Genomic DNA, 17,486 nt, shown 5'->3' with positions numbered 1-17,486 from the left:
GAAGGCAGCGTGGGCGAGGAGCCTGCCGATCTGCTTGACTTCACCGTGTATGACCGCGAGCTGGTCGACATCTTCGTCGAAGAAGGCAAGGACCTGCTTGATCACTGCGATGGCCTGATCAGCGAGCTGCGCGATGCGCCGCAGGACCGCGAAGTGCTCGCCGGCCTGCAGCGTGACCTGCATACGCTGAAGGGCGGCGCACGCATGGCCGGCATCAACGCCATCGGCGACCTCGGCCACAGCATCGAATCGCTGCTGGAGGTGGTCGCGGCGGGGCGCACCGAGATCGAGCGCCGCGACGTGCAGCTGCTCGAGCGCGGTTTCGATCGCCTGCACCAGTTGCTGACCCGTACCGGCGAGCATCGTGTGGTGGAACCGGCGCAGGACCTGGTCGATGCTTTCGAGGCACGTACCGCCACCGATCCGGCAGCGGCTGCCGCCGTCGGCACGGCTGGCCCGGTGGAGACTGAAACCACCGTCGTACCCGCGACCGTTGCCCTGGTCGATGCACCGCTGTCCGCGCCGTTGCCGGTCGAAAGCACGGTCGAGGACGATCCGCTGGCACGTCCCCAGCAGGAGCAGGTGCGCGTCCGCGCAGATCTGCTCGACCGGCTGGTCAATCACGCAGGTGAGGTGGCGATCTACCGGTCGCGCCTGGAGCAGCAGCTCGGTGCCTTCCGCGGCGCGATGGGCGAGCTCGAACGTACCAACGCGCGTCTGCGCGACCAGCTGCGTCGCCTCGACCTGGAGACAGAAGCGCAGATCGTTGCCCGCTACCAGCGTGAGCAGGACCAGGCCGACCAGAAGTTCGATCCGCTGGAACTGGACCGCTTCTCCACCCTGCAGCAGCTCAGCCGTGCGCTGAACGAGTCCGCCGCCGACCTGGGCGGCCTGCAGGGCGTGCTGGACGATCTCTCGCGGCAGTACGATGCCCTGCTGCAGCAGCAGTCGCGCGTCAGTTCGGAACTGCAGGATGGCCTGATGCGTGCACGGATGGTGCCGTTCGACGGCCTGGTGCCGCGTCTGCGCCGCGTGGTGCGCCAGGCCGGCATCGACACCGGCAAGCAGGTCCACCTGACCCTGGAAGGCACCCATGGCGAACTGGACCGCAACGTCCTCGACCGCATGGTCGCGCCGCTGGAACACATGCTGCGCAACTCGGTGGCCCATGGCCTGGAGGCGCCGGAGCAGCGCCGTGCCGCCGGCAAGCCGGAAGAGGGCGAAATTGCCATCCGCCTGCATCGCGAAGGCTCGGAAATCGTGCTGGACGTGGCCGATGACGGCGCCGGCCTGGATCGGGAGGCGATCCGTCGCCGCGCGATCGACCGTGGCCTGCTGGCCGCCGATGCGCAGCCCGCCGATCATGAACTGGACAACCTGATCTTCGCATCGGGCTTCTCCACCGCCGACCAGGTCAGCCAGCTGGCAGGCCGCGGCGTGGGCATGGACGTGGTGCGCAATGAAGTGCGCCAGCTGGGTGGTTCGGTCGATATCCAGTCGGTGCGTGGCCAGGGCGTGCGTTTCACCCTGCGCCTGCCGCAGACGCTGGCCGTTACCCAGGCCGTGTTCGTGCAGATCGGCGAAACCACCTTTGCCGTGCCGGTGGCTTCGGTCAGCGGTATCGGCCGCCTCTCGCGCGAGCGCTTCGAGGCCGCCGACAGCAGCTATCGCTACAGCGGCGAAGACTATCCGCTGTACGACCTGGGCAGCCTGGTCGGCCAGGCACCGGCACGTGCCGAGGGCCAGGCGCAGGTGCCGCTGCTGCTGGTCCGCGCCGGCGACCTGCGAGCTGCCGTGGCGATCGACCAGGTGCTGGGCAACCGCGAAATCGTGGTCAAGCCGGTCGGCCTGCAGATCGCATCAGTGCCGGGCATCTACGGTGCCACCATCACCGGCGATGGCCGCGTGGTGGTGATCCTGGACGTGGCGCCGCTGGTGCGTCGTTACCTGGCCAACCCGACACCGCCGGTGCTGGTCAATGCGCCGCGTCAGGAACGGCAGGTGCCGCTGGTGATGGTGGTCGACGACTCGCTGACCATGCGCAAGGTCACCGGCCGCATCCTGGAGCGCCACAACTTTGAAGTCAGCGTCGCCCGCGATGGCGTGGAAGCGCTGGAGCGGCTGGAGGAGCGTGTTCCCGACCTGATGCTGCTGGATATCGAGATGCCGCGCATGGACGGCTACGAGCTGGCCACCGCGATGCGCGCCGACCCGCGTTACCGGGACGTTCCGATCGTGATGATCACCTCGCGCAGCGGCGACAAGCATCGGCAGCGCGCTTTCGAAATCGGCGTCCAGCGCTACCTGGGCAAGCCTTATCAGGAGCTGGACCTGATGCGTAACGTGTACGACCTGCTGGGGATCGCCCGTGTCCGAGAGTGAAGCCAACCCGGCCGTCGCCCTGCTGGCCCGGCCTGGCGCGGCGCGTGAGCGCCTGCGCGAAGCACTGGCGCACGCCGACGTGCAGATCGTGCTGGAAGACGACCCGAATGGCCTTGAACCGCAGGCGCTGCATGACGCGCGGCCGCAGTTCGTGGTGATCGCACTGGAAGCGGCGGTCGAGGACGCACTGGAACGCCTGGAGCCCGTGCTGTCGGCCCCCGGCCTGACCCTGGTGTTCGACGAAGCCGAGCTGGCCGCGCGCCGGAACGGCTGGGAGGCGCAGCGCTGGGGGCGTCACCTGGCCGCCAAGCTGCATGGACACCAGCAGGTGCTGCCGCCGGGCGCCGAGGACGAACCGGCCCCGCAGCTGGAGCCCGGCCGTCCTGCGCCGCCACCTGCGCCGCAGGAGGCAGCGCTGCAGACGCACCTGCAACAGGCACACCGCTGGGCCGACGACGTGCCAGCCGATGGCCTGTACGCACCGCCGGCGCAGCTGCATGAACCGGTCGCGTTCGAACACGCTCTGGCCGCGCTGCAGCCGATCGTGCCCGAACCGCCGGAAGCGCCGGTCGCACGGACAGAACCCCCCGCGGCACCGTCGGTGACGTTCGATCACACCGCGTGGTCGCTGGTGGACGAGTCGGCCGATGCCGCCACCCCGGCGTACGCCGCAGCGGAGGTCGAGGCGCGCTCATCGTCGTTCGATACCGACCACCTGAGCCTGGTCGACCTGGATGCGGCCGCCCCGCCCGGCGCACGCGCGGGCGCGCTGCTGGTGCTGGCCGGGATCGGTGGCCCTGATGCGTTGCGTCGCCTGCTGGGCGCGCTGCCTTCGGCATTGGCGGTGCCGGTGCTGGTGCACATGCGCCTGGATGGGGGCCGCTACGGCAATCTCGTCAAGCAGATGGCGCGTGTCTCGCCGCTGCCGGTGCAGCTGGCCGAAGCCGGCCAGCGCGCCACGCCCGGGCAGGTGCATGTGCTGGCCGATGACATCGGCGTCCGCGCGGCCAGCGACGGTCTGCATTTCCTGACCGACGCGCAGGGCATCTCGATTGCCGCGTTGCCGGCCCAGTACACCGCACTGGTACTGCTCAGCGGTGCCGATCTGGGCCATGTCGGGCCGGCGCTGGACCTGGCTGCCGCGGGCGCGTGGGTGGCCGGGCAGGTGGGGGAGGGATGCTACGACCCGGCCGCCGCCACCGCCGTGGTCGCCGCCGGCATGGCCGCTGGCGAACCGCAGGAACTGGCGCAGATCATCGCCGCGCGCTGGGGCGAGGGTGACCACAACGGAGAAGCTCCATGAGTTACGCCAGCAACGATGAAATCCGTGGTGTCCTGATCCAGGCCGGCAACGAACGCGTGCTGCTGCCCAATGCCACGGTGGCCGAAATGATGTCGCGGGTGCCGGTGCAGCCGGTGGCCGACGCCCCCCGCTGGCTGGTCGGCGAGATCGCCTGGCATGGCTGGCAGGTGCCGCTGGTGTCATTCGCACGGCTTTCGGGGCTGGGGGACGAGGCAGCCGGTGTCCACAACAAGGTGGTGGTACTGAAGGCGCTCAGCGGCGATCAGCAGCGGCCGTATTACGCGTTGCTGACCCAGAACTTCCCGCAGTTGATCTCGGTGCCGCGCGATGGCCTGCTGGCCGATGCGTCGGAGGAGACCCTGCCGCAGATCGTGCACATGCGCGTACTGCTGGGTGAGCAGAGCGCGCTGCTGCCGAATCTGGACGCACTGGAAAGCGCGCTGGCTTCACTGGCGGCCTGAGGCCGCCCCCCGGACACAGGCCGCCGGGCATGGCCCGGCGCTGCCGTTGGCGTGCAGGTTGTCGGTGGACCTAACCGAGATCACCCAGCCGCGCCTGCAACGCGGCGATCGCGGCCAGCCCGGCGGTTTCCGTGCGCAGGATGCGCGGGCCCAGCTGCAGGCCCTGGAAGCCGGCGGCGGCCAGCTGCTCGCGGTCGCGTGGCGACCAGCCGCCCTCCGGACCAATCGCGATCACGATGCCGCCCGCGGGCGCCGCTGCCAATGTCGACAGCCGGTGCGAACCCATCGGGTCCAGGGTCAACCGCAGCGTATCGGCGGGCAGCGCAGCGGTCGCCTGCGCCAGCGACAGCGGGGCACCCACCCGTGGAATGCACGCGCGCCCGGACTGGCCACAGGCCGACTGCACGACGTTGTTCCAGTGCGCCACGCGCTTTTCCGCACGGGCCGCGTCCAGCTTCACCTCGGTACGTTCCGCGTTCACCGGCAGGATGCTGCTGACGCCGAGTTCGGTGGCCTTCTGCAGGATCAGGTCCATCTTTTCGCCGCGCGCGATGCCCTGCATCAGGGTGATGGCCAGCGGCGATTCGATGTCGATGGCCTGCACGCTGTCGATGCGTGCCTGCACTTCGCGCTTGCCGACCACGGTCAGCGTCGCAGCGTAGTCATGGCCATCGCCGTTGAACAGGACGCAGCCATCGCCTTCGCGCAGGCGCATCACCCGCACCAGGTGGTTGGCGGTCTCCTCGGGCAGGGTCACGGTCTGGCCGCTGTGCAGCGGCAGGTCGATGGGACAGCGGGTCACGCGCATGCAATCGCCTCGTCGATGGCGGCCAGCGTGGTATGCGCCAGCAGATCCAGTTGTTCGTCGTCCACGCAGTACGGTGGCATCCAGTACAGCACATCGCCCAGCGGGCGAAGGACCACGCCGCGCTTCAGTGCTGCCTTGTACGCGTGCAGGCCGAGCCGCAGTCCAGGGTCGAAGGGCGTGCGCCTGTCGCCGCCGCGCGACAGTTCGAATGCCACCACCATGCCGGCCTGGCGCACATCGGCCACATGCGGGTGGTCGGCAAACGGTGCCGCGAGGGTGCCCATCACCGATGCGGTGCCGCGGTTGCGCGCGATCACATCGTCGCTGCCGAAGATGTCCAGCGTCGCCAGCGCCGCAGCGCACGCCAGCGGATTGCCGGTATAGCTGTGCGAGTGCAGGAACGCACGCTCGCGGGAGTCGTCGAGAAAAGCGTCGTACAGGGCCTGCGTGGCCAGGACCGCGGCCAGCGGCAGGAACCCGCCGGTCAGGCCCTTGGACAGGCACATCAGGTCCGGCATCACCCCGGCCTGTTCGCAGGCGAACATCGTGCCGGTGCGACCGAAGCCGGTGGCGATCTCGTCGGCGATCATGAACGCACCGTGCGCGTCGCACAGCTCACGCACGCGCTGCAGATACACCGGATCATGCATGCGCATGCCACCGGCGCACTGCAGGCGGGGTTCCAGGATCACCGCGCATACTTCACCGGGGTGCTGGTCGAACAGCGTCGCCAGGCCATCGGCGGCCTGGCGCGCACGCTCGGCGGCGCTCTGCCCTGGCTCGGCCAGGTAGGCGTCGGGCGAGGGTGCGAACAGCCCTTCGGCCAGCAACGGCGCGTACACCCGCCGGTACAGTGGGATGTCGCCCAGCGCCAGCGCACCGAGCGTTTCACCGTGGTAGCCGTTTTCCAGCGCGATGAAACGCGTACGCCGGGTCTCGCCGCGGTTATGGAAGTAATGGAAGGCCATTTTCAATGCCACTTCCACCCCGGCCGAGCCGTTGTCGGCGTAGAACACCTTGGTCAGCGGATCGCGCCCGGCCTGCCGCGGGGCCAGTGCCAGCAGGCGTTCGGCCAGGGTGATCGCCGGCTCATGGCTGAAGCCGGCCAGCATCACCTGTTCCAGCTGGCCGGCCTGGGCCGCGATGGCGCCGCCGATGCGGGGCTCGGCGTGGCCGAACAGATTCGTCCACCAGCTGCTGACGGCATCCAGATAGCGGTTGCCGTCATGGTCGATCAGCCACGCACCCTCGCCGCGCGCGATCGGCACCAGCGGCAGGGTGTCGGGATGCTCGCGCATCTGTGTGCACGGATGCCACAGCACCTGCAGGTCGCGTTGCCGCCAGTGCAGGGCCAGCGGGGAGGGGGTTGGGTCTGCTAGCATTTCGGGCTCATGAACATGTTGCTGCCTGCACATTCTATCGGCCCCGGCGCCCGCGTCGGCCGCCGCGGAGATTCCGCATGAACGATGACCGTGCCAGCCGTCGCCTGCCGATCATCCATCGGATCACCGATGAAGAGAACGGTCCCTTCCAGCGCCAGCATCTGGATCTGGAATTCTCCAATGGTGAACGCCGCCGCTTCGAGCGTCTGGTCAATCGTGGCCACGGTGCGGTGGTGGTGGTGCCCATGCTCGACGACGAGACGGTGCTGCTGGTACGTGAATACGCCGCCGGGGTACATCGCTACGAGCTTGGCCTGGTCAAGGGCCGGATCGATGCCGGCGAGACCCCCGAGCAGGCCGCCGATCGCGAACTGAAGGAAGAGGCCGGCTATGGCGCGCATCGGGTCGATGTGCTGCGCGCCATGACGCTGGCGCCGACGTACATGAGCCACCAGTCGTGGCTGGTGGTGGCGCGCGACCTGTATCCGGAAAAGCTGATCGGTGACGAGCCCGAGGAGCTGGAGGTGGTGCCCTGGAAGCTGTCCGAGCTGGACCGGTTGATGCTGCGCGAGGACTTTTCCGAGGGCCGTTCGCTGGCGGCGTTGTTCATCGCCCGCCAGTGGCTGCAGGGAGCCCGATGATCAAGCTGACCACGGATCTGCGCGAGACCGCGATCGCCATCGCGCAGGAAGCCGGCCAGGCCATCATGCAGGTCTACGCCGAAGGATTCGACGTGCGGATCAAGGACGACAACAGTCCGGTGACCGCCGCTGACCTGGCCGCCAACCAGGTCATCGAGCAGGGTCTGCGGCAACTGACCCCGGATCTGCCCATCCTGTCTGAAGAGTCGGCCCAGGTGCCCTGGGAACTGCGCCGCCATTGGGGCGCCTACTGGCTGGTCGATCCGCTTGACGGTACCCGCGAGTTCGTCAAGCGCAACGGCGAATTCAGCGTCAACATCGCCCTGATCTACCAGGGTGCCCCGGCGTTTGGCGTCGTGCTGGCGCCGGTCACCGGCATTCTGTGGCACGCCATGCGCGGCGAACTGGCGTACCGCCGGCAGGGACTGCACGACACCGTGCTGCGCACGCGCAGCCCGGCGACCGCTCCGCTGCGGGTGGCGGCAAGCCGCTCCCACCGCTCGCCGGAAACCGAAGCGCTGCTGGCGCGCATGGGCCGCATCGAGACCATCGCCCAGGGCTCGTCGCTGAAGTTCTGCCGCATTGCCGAGGCGGGCCTGGATGTGTACCCGCGGCTCGGCCCGACCTCCGAATGGGATACCGCCGCCGGCCAGTGCGTGCTGCACGCGGCGGGCGGCGCGGTCCTCTCGGCGGCGACCGGCAAGCCCTTCCGCTACAACCGCCGCGAGACGCTGTTGAACGGCGATTTCATCGCCCTTGGCGATACCAGCCTGCCGTGGCGCGACTGGTTGTCCGACTGACCTGGAGGCCGCATGAGCGCGCACGACACCCCCACCGCCGGCAGTGCCGCCAGCACCGAACTGGAACGCCTGCTGGCGATCATGGCCCGCCTGCGTGATCCGCAGGGCGGCTGCCCATGGGACCTGGAGCAGGACTTTGCGACCATTGCCCCGTACACCATCGAGGAAGCCTACGAAGTCGCCGATGCGATCGATCGCGGCGACCTCGATGATCTCTGCGACGAGCTCGGCGACCTGCTGCTGCAGGTGGTATTCCATGCTCGCATGGCCGAAGAGCAGGGGGCGTTCGCTTTCGCAGAGGTTGCCCGCGCGATCAGCGACAAGATGCAGCGCCGCCATCCGCATGTCTTCGCCGATGTCAGCGTCGATGATGCCGATGGGGTCATGCGCAACTGGGATGCGATCAAGCGCGCGGAGCGGGCAGCCAAGGGCGAACAGGACCATTCCGCCCTGGCTGGAATCTCGCGGGGCCTGCCGGAGTGGCAACGCGCGGTGAAGCTGCAGTCGCGCGCGGCCAAGGTGGGCTTCGACTGGCCGGGCCCGCTGCCGGTCCTGGACAAGGCCGCCGAGGAACTGCAGGAACTGCGCGAGGAGTTCGAGCGCGGCGACATCGCCGGCAACAAGGCGCGGCTGCAGGAGGAACTGGGCGACCTGTTGTTCGTCTGCGCCAACCTGGCCCGCCACGCCGACATCGACCTGGGCGCCGCGCTGCGCGGTGCCAACCACAAGTTCGAGCGTCGCTTCCGGGCGATGGAGGCACAGGCCGAGGCACAGGGCACATCCCTCGCCTCGCTGGACCTGGACGCGCAGGAAGCGCTCTGGCAGCACGCCAAGGCCGCCGAGAAGGAATGAAGACACTCGGCCTGTTCCTGCTGACCGCGCTGGCCGAGATCGTCGGCTGCTACCTGCCGTGGCTGTGGCTGCGCAAAGGAGGCAGCGTCTGGCTGCTGCTGCCGGCGGCGGCCAGTCTGGCCCTGTTCGCCTGGCTGCTGACCCTGCATCCGACCGCCAGTGGCCGCGTCTATGCCGCCTACGGTGGCGTGTACATCGGCACCGCGCTGTTCTGGCTGTGGCTGGTCGATGGCGTCCGGCCCAGCCGCTGGGATCTGCTGGGTGCTGCACTGTGCCTGGCGGGCATGGCGGTGATCATGTTCGGGCCGCGCCAGCCGGGCTGACCGCCGGCAGTGCCAGGCCCGCCGGAAAGGGGCATGATGGGGCGGATCGTGGCGTTGGGAGTGCGCACATGTCCCGTTTCTCCAGCTTCCGTGACTTCTATCCGTTCTATCTCAGCGAGCACCGCCATCCGGTGTCGCGGCGCCTGCACTTCATCGGCAGCTGCGGCGTACTGCTGCTGGTCGCTGCGGCGATCCTGCGCGGCCAGCCGCTGCTGCTGTTGACGGCATTGGCCTGTGGGTACGGGTTCGCGTGGGTGGGGCACTTCTTCTTCGAGAAGAACCGCCCGGCCACGTTCCGCCACCCGCTGTACTCGTTCCTGGGCGACTGGGTGATGTTCATCGACATCCTGCGCGGGCGGGTGCGGTGGTGAGAACGTGTGCACGCCGCATTCACACGCTATGCTCGGGGTTGGACGTCTACCGATAAGGAAAGCCTGATGTTCCCGACCATGTTCTTTACCGTGGTACTGGCCTTCGTGGCCGTGGTCATCCTGTTCAAGGCCGTGCGCATGGTGCCGCAGGGATATGAATGGACTGTCGAGCGGTTCGGCCGCTACACCCACACCATGACCCCCGGCCTGCACTTCCTGATCCCCATCGTGTACGGCGTGGGGCGCAAGGTGAACATGATGGAGCAAGTGCTGGATGTACCCAGCCAGGAAGTGATCACCAAGGACAACGCCGCCGTGCGCGTCGACGGGGTGGTGTTCTTCCAGGTGCTGGACGCCGCCAAGGCCGCCTATGAGGTGGCCAACCTGGAAGTGGCCATGATTGCTCTGGTCCAGACCAACATCCGTACCGTGATCGGCTCGATGGACCTGGACGAATCGCTGAGCCAGCGCGAGGTGATCAATGCCCAGCTGCTCAGCGTGGTCGACCATGCCACCAACCCGTGGGGCGTGAAGGTGAACCGCATCGAGATCCGCGACATCCAGCCGCCCCGCGATCTGCTCGACGCGATGGCGCGGCAGATGAAGGCCGAGCGCGAGAAGCGTGCGCAGATCCTGGAGGCGGAAGGCTCGCGGCAGTCGGAGATCCTGCGCGCCGATGGCGAGAAGCAGGCCACCGTGCTGGAGGCGGAAGGGCGGCGCGAGGCAGCGTTCCGCGATGCGGAGGCACGCGAGCGCCTGGCGGAAGCCGAAGCGATGGCGACCAAGGTGGTGTCGGCGGCGATCGCCGAGGGCGATGTGCAGGCGATCAACTACTTCGTCGCCCAGAAGTACGTGGAAGCGTTCAAGGAACTGGCCAGCTCGCCGAACCAGAAGCTGGTCCTGATGCCGATGGAGGCCAGTGGGGTGATCGGCTCCATCGCCGGCGTGGCCGAGCTGGCCAAGCAGGCACTGGCGAGCCAGGACAACAAGGCGGCCGGCAAGCGACCGCCGCCGATCGGAGGCTGACATGCGCTGGGACGTCGTCGCCTGGGGGGCGCTGGCCCTGCTCCTGTTCGCTGCGGAGGCTCTGCTGCCCGGCGCGTTCATGCTGTGGATCGGCATCGGCGCTGCAGCGGTGTTCGTGCTGGTGGCGATCTTTGCCGGCATCCCGCTGCTGTGGCAGGTGGTCGCCTTCGTCGTGCTGAGCGTGCTTTCGATCCAGTGCTACCGGCGCTGGGGCAGGTCGCGGGCACGCGCCAGCGACAAGCCGTTGCTGAACCGCCGCGCCGAGCAGCTGATCGGTCGGGTGGTGCCATTGCAGCAGGGCATCACTGACGGGCAGGGGCGGGTCAGCATCGACGATGCGTACTGGCAGGTCAGCGGTCCGGAACTGCCGGCCGGGGCACGGGTGCGGGTGGTCGCGGTGCAGGGCAGCACGCTGGTGGTTGAAGCGGCCAGCTGAGCCTGCGGGCGGTGCGTGCGCAAACCGCTGCGGTGCGGCACGCCCGTGGGCGATCGATCTGGGATAATGGGGGTTCTTGTTTCCTCTGCTGCCGGAACGGTCATGACCCAGAAGACGCTGCTCAACGATACCCACCGCGCCCTCGGCGCCAAGATGGTCGATTTCGGGGGTTGGGACATGCCCATCCACTACGGCTCGCAGCTGGACGAGCACCATCTGGTGCGTCGCGAGGCCGGCGTGTTCGACGTCAGCCACATGACCGTGGTGGACCTGCGCGGCGAGCAGGTCAAGCCGTTCCTGCGCCGCCTGCTGGCCAATTCCATCGACAAGCTGAAGGTGCCGGGCAAGGCGCTGTACTCGTGCATGCTCAATGCCGAAGGCGGCGTCATCGATGACCTCATCGTCTATTACCTGGGCGAGGACTTCTTCCGCATGGTGGTCAACGCCTCCACCCGCGAGAAGGATCTGGCCTGGCTGCGTACGCAGGCCGCTCCGTTCAACGTGTCCGTTGAACAGCGTCCTGACCTGGCCATCCTCGCCGTGCAGGGGCCGCAGGCGCGCGAGCTTGTCATTGGCCTGGTCGGCGCCGCCGACCGCGAGGCGCTGGGGAAGCTCGGCCGCTTCGCCGCGCTGCAGGTGCGGTCCGATGAGGGCGTCGAACTGTTCGTTGCCCGTACCGGTTACACCGGTGAGGACGGTTTCGAGATCCTGCTGCCGCAGGAGGCCGTGGTCGGGTTCTGGAACCGCCTGCTGTCTGCAGGCGTGAAGCCGGCTGGCCTCGGTGCCCGCGACACCCTGCGCCTGGAGGCCGGCATGAATCTGTACGGCCAGGACATGGACGAAGCCATCAGCCCGTACGAAGCCGCACTGGCCTGGACGGTGTCGCTGGACGAAGGCCGTGACTTCATCGGTCGCGACGTGCTGGAAGCGCAGAAGGCCGCCGGCAATGCGCGGCAGATGATCGGCCTGGTGATGGACGAGAAGGGTGTCCTGCGCCACGGCCAGGTGGTCACCACGGCCGGCGGCCAGGGCGAAATCCTGTCCGGCACCTTCTCGCCGACGCTGGCCAAGGGCATCGCCTTTGCCCGAGTGCCGGCAGGTGACCTCGGCCAGGTCACGGTCGATATCCGTGGCCGGCAGGTGCCGGTGCGCGTGGTCAAGTTCCCCTTCGTGCGCGAAGGCCAGGCCCAGCCCGGCGTGCTCGCCGACGCCTGATCCGAACGTGCCGGACGTCACTGACAGCAGTGGCGGCCGGTTGGTTACACTAGCCCCGTTTTTTCCACCCCCTGCAAATCCTGGAGCAGTCCCATGAGCGAGATCCCCGGCGACCTCAAGTTCCTCAAGTCCCACGAGTGGGCCCGTGTCGAAGGCAATGGCCGCGTTACTGTCGGTATTTCCGACCACGCCCAGGGCCTGCTGGGTGACCTGGTCTACGTCGAACTGCCGGAGGTCGGCGCCGACGCCAAGGCCGGCGAGCAGATCGCTGTCGTCGAGTCGGTGAAGGCGGCCTCGGACGTCTACAGCCCGATCAGCGGCAAGGTCGTCGAGGTCAACTCGGCGCTGTCCGACAAGCCGGAAACCATCAACGAAGATGCCTACGGCGAGGGCTGGATGTTCGTGGTCGAACTGTCCAACGCCGAAGAGATCAACGAGCTGCTGGACCCGGACGCTTACGCCGAAGTCCTGGAGAACGACGACCACTGAGTCGTTGTTTCCTGGTTTGAAAACGGCCACCTTCGGGTGGCCGTTTTCGTTCCGGCGACCGCGCCGGACTCATGACGCCCGGTTCGCTGCACACCCACGACGCGGCATCAGGCGCTTCGGAAGGGTGTCTTCGGACGCGCGCAGTTTTGCGCAAATCCGCGTTTCCACCCCGCGCCGGCGCGTTCGAATGTGAAAACTTTTCCTGCCTCGTTGCGGCCCCGTTGTGGTGGCGCGGCAGGCCGCTGCGATACGTAACCCGGGCGCGCGCGCGAGGTGGCGCAGGAATGGCACGCATCTACGCAGAGTGCTTATTTCAAGTGTTTTTTCTTGAGCGCGCGCGCACGCAGTGGCGCGCGTGGCGGTCGTGTTGCGCACGCCAGCGGTGTCTGCGGAAGCGAAACGAGGACGCTGGAGACGGTGTCCGGGACGGCGCCAATGTGAAAATTTTTCGCGGGGGTTGTTGACAGTAAAAAAAAGCGTGATTAGGTTTCGCCTCAGCAGACCTTGCCTGCCCAACCGAGTGCGCAGAATCAATCGTCCGATGCGAAGCAGCCCCTCGAAAGCCACCGCGATCCCCAAGACGGTGGACATGGCCCCGCTTCCCCCGGAGAAATGCAAGGCAACTCCCGTTCCGATGCCTGCTCCGCCGATCGAGGCAGGCATTGCCGCATCCGTAACGGCGCGCCTGACGCGCCGGCGGTCCCCGCACGCAGCATCCGCGGGTTTGATCCACCTGGGCGTTTCAACTCCCTATCACTGACGAGGAGCCATCCCATGGCAACCAAGAAAGCTGCGAAGAAAAAGCCCGCCGCCAAGAAGGCGGTGAAGAAGGTCGCTAAGAAGGCCGCTGCCAAGAAGGCAGTGAAGAAGGTCGCAAAGAAGGCGACCGCCAAGAAGGCGGTGAAGAAGGCTGCGAAGAAGGTCGCCAAGAAGACCACTGCGAAGAAGGCAGTGAAGAAGGCGGCAAAGAAGGTAGCCAAGAAGCCGGCGAAGAAGACCGCGAAGAAGGCAGTGAAGAAGGTCGCCAAGAAGGCAGCGAAGAAGACTGCAAAGAAGGCCGCCAAGAAGACCACTGCCCGCAAGCCGGCCAAGAAGGTCGCCAAGAAGGCGACCAAGAAGGCCGTAAAGAAGGTTGCGAAGAAGGCGGCCAAGAAGGCGACCAAGAAGGCTGCCCCGAAGAAGGCAGCGAAGAAGGTCGCCAAGCGCAAGCCGGCCGCCCGCAAGAAGAAGGCCGCTCCGGTCGCTCTGCCGGCAACCCCGGCGCCGCTGATCTAAGTACTTCCCGATAGCCGTACCCTGAAACCCCTTCCTCGGCTGCCCAGCGAGGAGGGGGTTTTTTTATCCCCTGCCTGCAGCCCGCAAAAAAAAGGGCGACCGATGGGCCGCCCTTCCGGTGATGCCAGGGAGTGCCGGTTCAGCGCGGCGAGGCGACCGCGCGGTTGCTGGATGCACCCTTGCCCTTGCGCTTGTCCTGCTGCGCCGGGCTTGCGCCCTCGGCCATCAGGTTGTCGCTGCCGAAGTCGGTATCCACGTCCAGCCAGCGTTGCGAGGGAAGGCCAAGCGCGGAGTCGAGCACGGTCGGCAGCAGGCCGCTGGGCAGGCCACTTTCGCCGTTCCACATGATCGCGATGCCGAGATCACGCTCCGGGACCAGAGCGACAAGGCCACGGTAGCCCTGCACGGCGCCGGCGTGGAACACCACGTCATGACCGGCGTAATCGAAGGTGCGCCAGCCGAGCGCGTAGCCGGCCGAATGCAGACGCTCGCGGCGCCAGCCCGACCGCATTTCGCCCGGCGTGTTGATCAGGCTCGAATGCAGGGTGGCCAGCAGCGGTGCCGGCAGCACGTCGGGGCGATGACCGGTGTGGGCCAGCAGCCACTGTGCCATGTCGCTGGCACTGGCGTTGACGCCGGCCGCCGGCGCGACCCGGTAGTAGGTCGGTTTCGGCGTCAGCGACACCCAGCCATTACGGCTGCGCACATGCGGACGTGCCCACCGCGAACTGGCCTGGATGCCGGCCAGGCCGAGGCTGGCATCGTTCATGCCCAGCGGCTTGAAGATGCGGCGCTCGACCGCCTGCTCGTAGAAGCTGCCGGAGGCGGCGTAGACGACGTCGCCGATCAGGCTGAAGGCCACGTTCTGGTAGGCGTAGCAGTCGCCTGGCAGGCACTTGAGGCTGGTGTTGGCCAGCTTCTGGGTCAGTGCGTAGTACTCGGCGTTGCCTTCGATGTCACGGTCGTAGGCGTTGTAGGGCAGGCCGACGCGGTGGCTGAGCACGTCGGCGACGGTCAGACGCTCGGTGGCTTCCGGCGAGTTGAGGCGGAAGCCGGGCACATAGTCGGTGACCTTGCTGTCCCAGCGCAGCGTGCCGTCATTGACCAGCAGGCCGGCCATGGTGCCCGCGAAGGCCTTGGACAGCGAGGCCAGCCGGAACACGGTATGGGCATCGACCGGCAGCGGATTGTTGACGTCGGTGACGCCGTAACCGCGCGCACTCAGCACGCGTCCACCCTGCACGATCGCCACCGCCATGCCCGGCACGCGCTCGCCATAGGTGAGCTGCTGCGCCATCGATTCGATGTTGGCAACGTTGAAGCCGGGGGCGGGTGCCTGCACCTGCGGCATCAGGCCGGTACGGTAAGCGGCCGGCTGGGTATGAGCGACGGCCGGCGCGGCCGCGGTCTCGATGTTGGCCGGCATCGGCGGCAAGGCCGGCGGGGTCTGCGCGGTGGTGGACAAGGCAACGGGCATCAGCATGCCCAGCAAACCGGTGGCCGCCGAACGGATCGGACGACGCAGGCTGTTCTTTTTCATCGGTTGGACCCGTGCGCGACTGCTGATGGCGATTCTAGCGCCGCTTTTCGCCTGTGCACAAACAAAGCGAAGATGAATGCGCATCTCGTTGAAAAAGTTGGAATTTTGACGCTGCCGGATTGTGTATCCGAACGTGTCGGCGGTCGCCCGTGCGAGTCCCCTGCGGTGCCACCTGCGTGCCGCGCTGGCGATGTTGCAGTGCATTGGCTAACGTACGCGCTTTGCCGCCCCCCGGAGCCTGCCATGCCGCTGTCCAACCGCTGCCTGCTGGCGTGGGGCGCCGCATGAGTTCGGTGCAGGACGGGAGGCCGTTGCGCGGGCTGCTGGCAGCGCTGCGCGAGTCCCCGGCACTGTGGTGGTCGTTCCTCTACTTCTTCTGCCTGCTGAGCGGCTACTACGTGCTGCGACCGGTACGCGAGGCGATGGCGGCTTCGGCCGACCTGGAGACGGTGTTCCCGCCGGTGCTGATCGCCTGGTTCGCCAGCCACGGCATCGCACTGAAGGATTTCGTCCTGCAGTTCCTGTTTTCCTGCGTGTTCGTGATCATGCTGGTGCTGCAGCCGGTCTATGGCTGGCTGGTCAGCCGCTTTCCGCGGCGGGTATTCCTGCCGGCCGTGTATGGCTTCTTCATCGCGACCCTGCTGGGCTTCTACGCACTGTTCGACAGTGGCGTGCCGGGGCGGGGCATGGCCTTCTTCTTCTGGGTCATGGTGTTCAACCTGTTCGCCGTCGCCGTGTTCTGGAGCTTCATGGCGGATGTGTTCTCCAACGTGCAGGCCCGTGCGTACTACGGCTACATCGGCGCGGCCGGCACGCTCGGCGCGTTCCTCGGCCCGATCATCACCAGTGCGCTGGTGCAGCGGGTGGGTATCGCCAACCTGATGCTGGTCTCGGCCGGCTTCCTGATCGTGTGCCTGCTGTGCATCTGGCGCCTGCGGCACTGGGCGGTGCTGCGTGAACGCGAGCAGCAACTGGTCTCCGGCGAGCAGCCGATGGGCGGCAGCGTGCTTGATGGCCTGAAGCTGATCGCGCGCGAGCCCCTGCTGCGCTGGCTGGCCATCATGGTGGTGTTCGGCGTCGGCGTGGGAACGCTGCTGTACAACCAGCAGGCCAGCATCGTGCGCGCGTCGTTCACCGACCCTGCGGCGAGCACCGCATTTTTCTCGCGCATCGATCTGGCGGTGAACGCGCTGGCCCTGCTGATGCAGCTGGGCCTGACCCGCTGGCTGCTGTCGCGCCACGGCATCGCCCCGGCGCTGTTGATTCCCGGCTTCGCGATCCTGATCGGCTTCTCGGTGCTGGCGGCGTCGCCGATGCCGCTGATGGTGGCGGTGGTGCAGGTGATGACCCGGGCCAGCGAGTTCGCCCTGGCCAAGCCGGCACGCGAGACGATCTATACCCGTGTCGACCGGCAATGGCGCTACAAGGCCGGTGCGGCCATCGACACGGTGGTCTATCGTGGTGCCGACCTGAGCTTCACCTGGGTGCACAAGGGACTGGCATTGTTCGGTTCGCACGTGGTGTTCATCGGAGGCGTTGCGGTGGCCGCGTTCATGACGCTGGCCGCGTTCGGCGTGCTGCGCGAAGAGAAGAAGCTGCCCCGCGACCGCTGATTTTCCGGGGTCGGATCCTTTTCCGGCAGGAAAGGGATCTGACCCCATTCTCCATCCCTGTTCAAGGAGCCGCCCATGTACTGGATCGCACTCGCCCTGACTCTGCTGGTCGCCCTGCTGCACGTCTACTTCCTGGTGCTGGAGATGTTCCTGTGGACGCGGCCACTGGGGCTGAAAACGTTCCGCAACACGCCGGAGAAGGCGCAGACCACACAGGTGCTGGCGGCCAACCAGGGGCTGTACAACGGCTTCCTGGCGGCCGGCATCGTGGCGGGGCTGGTGATGGCACAGCCGGTGCTGGTGACGTTCTCGCTGGCCTGCGTGGTCGTGGCGGGGTGCTATGGCGCGTACAGCGTGAGCCGCCGGATCTTCATGATCCAGGCGCTGCCGGCGATCCTGGCGCTGGTGCTGCGCGCGCTGGTGTGAGTTCCGGCCAACGGCGCAGCCCCTCGTGGGTTGGCCGCGTAGAGCGTGTCATGGGTTTGGCCGGGCCGGGGGGGGTGTTGGGGGGGGGCGCCCAAAAAAAAACCAGGGGGAGAGGCCCCCCCGCCAAACACCCCACCCCCCCC

17 protein-coding genes and 1 pseudogene are annotated in these 17,486 nt (G+C 67.4%); 15 read left to right on the top strand and 3 right to left on the bottom strand.

The features are described from left to right. Positions 1-15 precede the first annotated feature (15 nt). From ACVOMM_RS16645 to ACVOMM_RS16635, 3 genes and pseudogenes are all read left to right on the top strand, one after another. A pseudogene (locus ACVOMM_RS16645) lies at positions 16-2,382 on the top strand (response regulator); the annotation flags it as partial. Further along, on the top strand, positions 2,369-3,685 hold the full coding sequence (locus tag ACVOMM_RS16640; RefSeq protein WP_481526514.1) for a chemotaxis protein CheB: 1,317 nt from the start codon (positions 2,369-2,371) through the stop codon (positions 3,683-3,685). The pseudogene ACVOMM_RS16645 and the gene ACVOMM_RS16640, both read left to right, overlap by 14 nt. Continuing rightward, on the top strand, positions 3,682-4,146 hold the full coding sequence (locus tag ACVOMM_RS16635; RefSeq protein ID WP_053518915.1) for a chemotaxis protein CheW: 465 nt from the start codon (positions 3,682-3,684) through the stop codon (positions 4,144-4,146). Before ACVOMM_RS16640 ends, ACVOMM_RS16635 begins: the two co-directional genes overlap by 4 nt. Positions 4,147-4,216: 70 nt before the next feature. On the opposite strand, the gene ACVOMM_RS16630 is transcribed toward ACVOMM_RS16635, so the two are convergent. After that, positions 4,217-4,954: a 16S rRNA (uracil(1498)-N(3))-methyltransferase gene (locus ACVOMM_RS16630; protein WP_197601054.1), complete on the bottom strand. Its 738-nt coding sequence runs from the start codon at positions 4,952-4,954 to the stop codon at positions 4,217-4,219. Further along, positions 4,945-6,336: an adenosylmethionine--8-amino-7-oxononanoate transaminase gene (bioA, locus tag ACVOMM_RS16625; protein ID WP_481526513.1), complete on the bottom strand. Its 1,392-nt coding sequence runs from the start codon at positions 6,334-6,336 to the stop codon at positions 4,945-4,947. Before bioA ends, ACVOMM_RS16630 begins: the two co-directional genes overlap by 10 nt. 77 nt (positions 6,337-6,413) lie before the next feature. Between bioA and nudE the strand changes: the two genes are divergently transcribed. The 10 genes from nudE (at position 6,414) to ACVOMM_RS16575 (ending at position 13,764) form a co-directional block, all read left to right on the top strand. Further along, positions 6,414-6,977 (top strand): ADP compounds hydrolase NudE, encoded by a 564-nt coding sequence (gene nudE, locus ACVOMM_RS16620; RefSeq protein WP_481526512.1) that lies wholly within the window; start codon positions 6,414-6,416, stop codon positions 6,975-6,977. Beyond that, positions 6,974-7,777, top strand: coding sequence for a 3'(2'),5'-bisphosphate nucleotidase CysQ (gene cysQ / locus ACVOMM_RS16615; protein ID WP_053520253.1), 804 nt, complete (start codon positions 6,974-6,976; stop codon positions 7,775-7,777). Before nudE ends, cysQ begins: the two co-directional genes overlap by 4 nt. Positions 7,778-7,789: 12 nt before the next feature. Beyond that, positions 7,790-8,629 carry a nucleoside triphosphate pyrophosphohydrolase gene (gene mazG, locus ACVOMM_RS16610; protein ID WP_053520254.1) on the top strand — a complete coding sequence of 280 codons (840 nt, stop codon included), beginning with the start codon at positions 7,790-7,792 and terminating at the stop codon, positions 8,627-8,629. Continuing rightward, positions 8,626-8,952, top strand: a complete 327-nt coding sequence (locus ACVOMM_RS16605; RefSeq protein ID WP_065182615.1) for a YnfA family protein — start codon at positions 8,626-8,628, stop codon at positions 8,950-8,952. Before mazG ends, ACVOMM_RS16605 begins: the two co-directional genes overlap by 4 nt. A 68-nt stretch (positions 8,953-9,020) precedes the next feature. Beyond that, on the top strand, positions 9,021-9,323 hold the full coding sequence (locus ACVOMM_RS16600; RefSeq protein ID WP_065182616.1) for an Mpo1-like protein: 303 nt from the start codon (positions 9,021-9,023) through the stop codon (positions 9,321-9,323). Positions 9,324-9,389: 66 nt separating this feature from the next. Continuing rightward, positions 9,390-10,349 (top strand): SPFH domain-containing protein, encoded by a 960-nt coding sequence (locus ACVOMM_RS16595; protein WP_053520257.1) that lies wholly within the window; start codon positions 9,390-9,392, stop codon positions 10,347-10,349. Between the two features lies 1 nt (position 10,350). Then, the gene (locus ACVOMM_RS16590; protein WP_053520258.1) at positions 10,351-10,785 is read left to right on the top strand and encodes an NfeD family protein; all 435 of its coding nucleotides are present in this window, start codon (positions 10,351-10,353) and stop codon (positions 10,783-10,785) included. Positions 10,786-10,887: 102 nt separating this feature from the next. After that, the gene (gcvT, locus tag ACVOMM_RS16585; RefSeq protein ID WP_053520259.1) at positions 10,888-12,000 is read left to right on the top strand and encodes a glycine cleavage system aminomethyltransferase GcvT; all 1,113 of its coding nucleotides are present in this window, start codon (positions 10,888-10,890) and stop codon (positions 11,998-12,000) included. Between the two features lie 93 nt (positions 12,001-12,093). Continuing rightward, positions 12,094-12,489 (top strand): glycine cleavage system protein GcvH, encoded by a 396-nt coding sequence (gcvH, locus tag ACVOMM_RS16580; protein ID WP_053520260.1) that lies wholly within the window; start codon positions 12,094-12,096, stop codon positions 12,487-12,489. A gap of 774 nt (positions 12,490-13,263) precedes the next feature. Then, positions 13,264-13,764, top strand: a complete 501-nt coding sequence (locus ACVOMM_RS16575; RefSeq protein WP_065174792.1) for a histone — start codon at positions 13,264-13,266, stop codon at positions 13,762-13,764. Positions 13,765-13,903: 139 nt separating this feature from the next. On the opposite strand, the gene ACVOMM_RS16570 is transcribed toward ACVOMM_RS16575, so the two are convergent. Beyond that, the gene (locus tag ACVOMM_RS16570) at positions 13,904-15,304 is read right to left on the bottom strand and encodes a serine hydrolase domain-containing protein (RefSeq protein WP_053520262.1); all 1,401 of its coding nucleotides are present in this window, start codon (positions 15,302-15,304) and stop codon (positions 13,904-13,906) included. Positions 15,305-15,588: 284 nt separating this feature from the next. Between ACVOMM_RS16570 and ACVOMM_RS16565 the strand changes: the two genes are divergently transcribed. Together ACVOMM_RS16565 and ACVOMM_RS16560 are read left to right on the top strand one after the other, a co-directional pair. Then, complete coding sequence (locus ACVOMM_RS16565) at positions 15,589-16,917, top strand: NTP/NDP exchange transporter (protein WP_053520263.1); 1,329 nt, start codon at positions 15,589-15,591, stop codon at positions 16,915-16,917. A 75-nt stretch (positions 16,918-16,992) separates the two neighbouring features. Continuing rightward, a complete protein-coding gene (locus ACVOMM_RS16560; RefSeq protein WP_053520264.1) occupies positions 16,993-17,343 on the top strand; it encodes a DUF1304 domain-containing protein in 351 nt (116 codons plus the stop codon). The last annotated feature ends 143 nt before the right edge of the window (positions 17,344-17,486 follow it).

The organism is Stenotrophomonas sp. STEN009, from assembly GCF_056760395.1.
The sequence above is the reverse complement of the archived record's forward strand: the minus strand, read 5'-3'. Positions and strand labels throughout refer to the sequence as shown.

Excerpts from the sequence above, each read along its gene's own strand:
- ACVOMM_RS16635 (WP_053518915.1), top strand. The coding sequence starts at position 3,682 with ATGAGTTACGCCAGCAACGATGAAATCCGTGGTGTCCTGATCCAGGCC.
- ACVOMM_RS16630 (WP_197601054.1), bottom strand. The coding sequence starts at position 4,954 with ATGCGCGTGACCCGCTGTCCCATCGACCTGCCGCTGCACAGCGGCCAG.
- bioA (WP_481526513.1), bottom strand. The coding sequence starts at position 6,336 with ATGCTAGCAGACCCAACCCCCTCCCCGCTGGCCCTGCACTGGCGGCAA.
- nudE (WP_481526512.1), top strand. The coding sequence starts at position 6,414 with ATGAACGATGACCGTGCCAGCCGTCGCCTGCCGATCATCCATCGGATC.
- cysQ (WP_053520253.1), top strand. The coding sequence starts at position 6,974 with ATGATCAAGCTGACCACGGATCTGCGCGAGACCGCGATCGCCATCGCG.
- mazG (WP_053520254.1), top strand. The coding sequence starts at position 7,790 with ATGAGCGCGCACGACACCCCCACCGCCGGCAGTGCCGCCAGCACCGAA.
- ACVOMM_RS16605 (WP_065182615.1), top strand. The coding sequence starts at position 8,626 with ATGAAGACACTCGGCCTGTTCCTGCTGACCGCGCTGGCCGAGATCGTC.
- ACVOMM_RS16600 (WP_065182616.1), top strand. The coding sequence starts at position 9,021 with ATGTCCCGTTTCTCCAGCTTCCGTGACTTCTATCCGTTCTATCTCAGC.
- ACVOMM_RS16595 (WP_053520257.1), top strand. The coding sequence starts at position 9,390 with ATGTTCCCGACCATGTTCTTTACCGTGGTACTGGCCTTCGTGGCCGTG.
- ACVOMM_RS16590 (WP_053520258.1), top strand. The coding sequence starts at position 10,351 with ATGCGCTGGGACGTCGTCGCCTGGGGGGCGCTGGCCCTGCTCCTGTTC.
- gcvT (WP_053520259.1), top strand. The coding sequence starts at position 10,888 with ATGACCCAGAAGACGCTGCTCAACGATACCCACCGCGCCCTCGGCGCC.
- gcvH (WP_053520260.1), top strand. The coding sequence starts at position 12,094 with ATGAGCGAGATCCCCGGCGACCTCAAGTTCCTCAAGTCCCACGAGTGG.
- ACVOMM_RS16575 (WP_065174792.1), top strand. The coding sequence starts at position 13,264 with ATGGCAACCAAGAAAGCTGCGAAGAAAAAGCCCGCCGCCAAGAAGGCG.
- ACVOMM_RS16570 (WP_053520262.1), bottom strand. The coding sequence starts at position 15,304 with ATGAAAAAGAACAGCCTGCGTCGTCCGATCCGTTCGGCGGCCACCGGT.
- ACVOMM_RS16565 (WP_053520263.1), top strand. The coding sequence starts at position 15,589 with ATGAGTTCGGTGCAGGACGGGAGGCCGTTGCGCGGGCTGCTGGCAGCG.
- ACVOMM_RS16560 (WP_053520264.1), top strand. The coding sequence starts at position 16,993 with ATGTACTGGATCGCACTCGCCCTGACTCTGCTGGTCGCCCTGCTGCAC.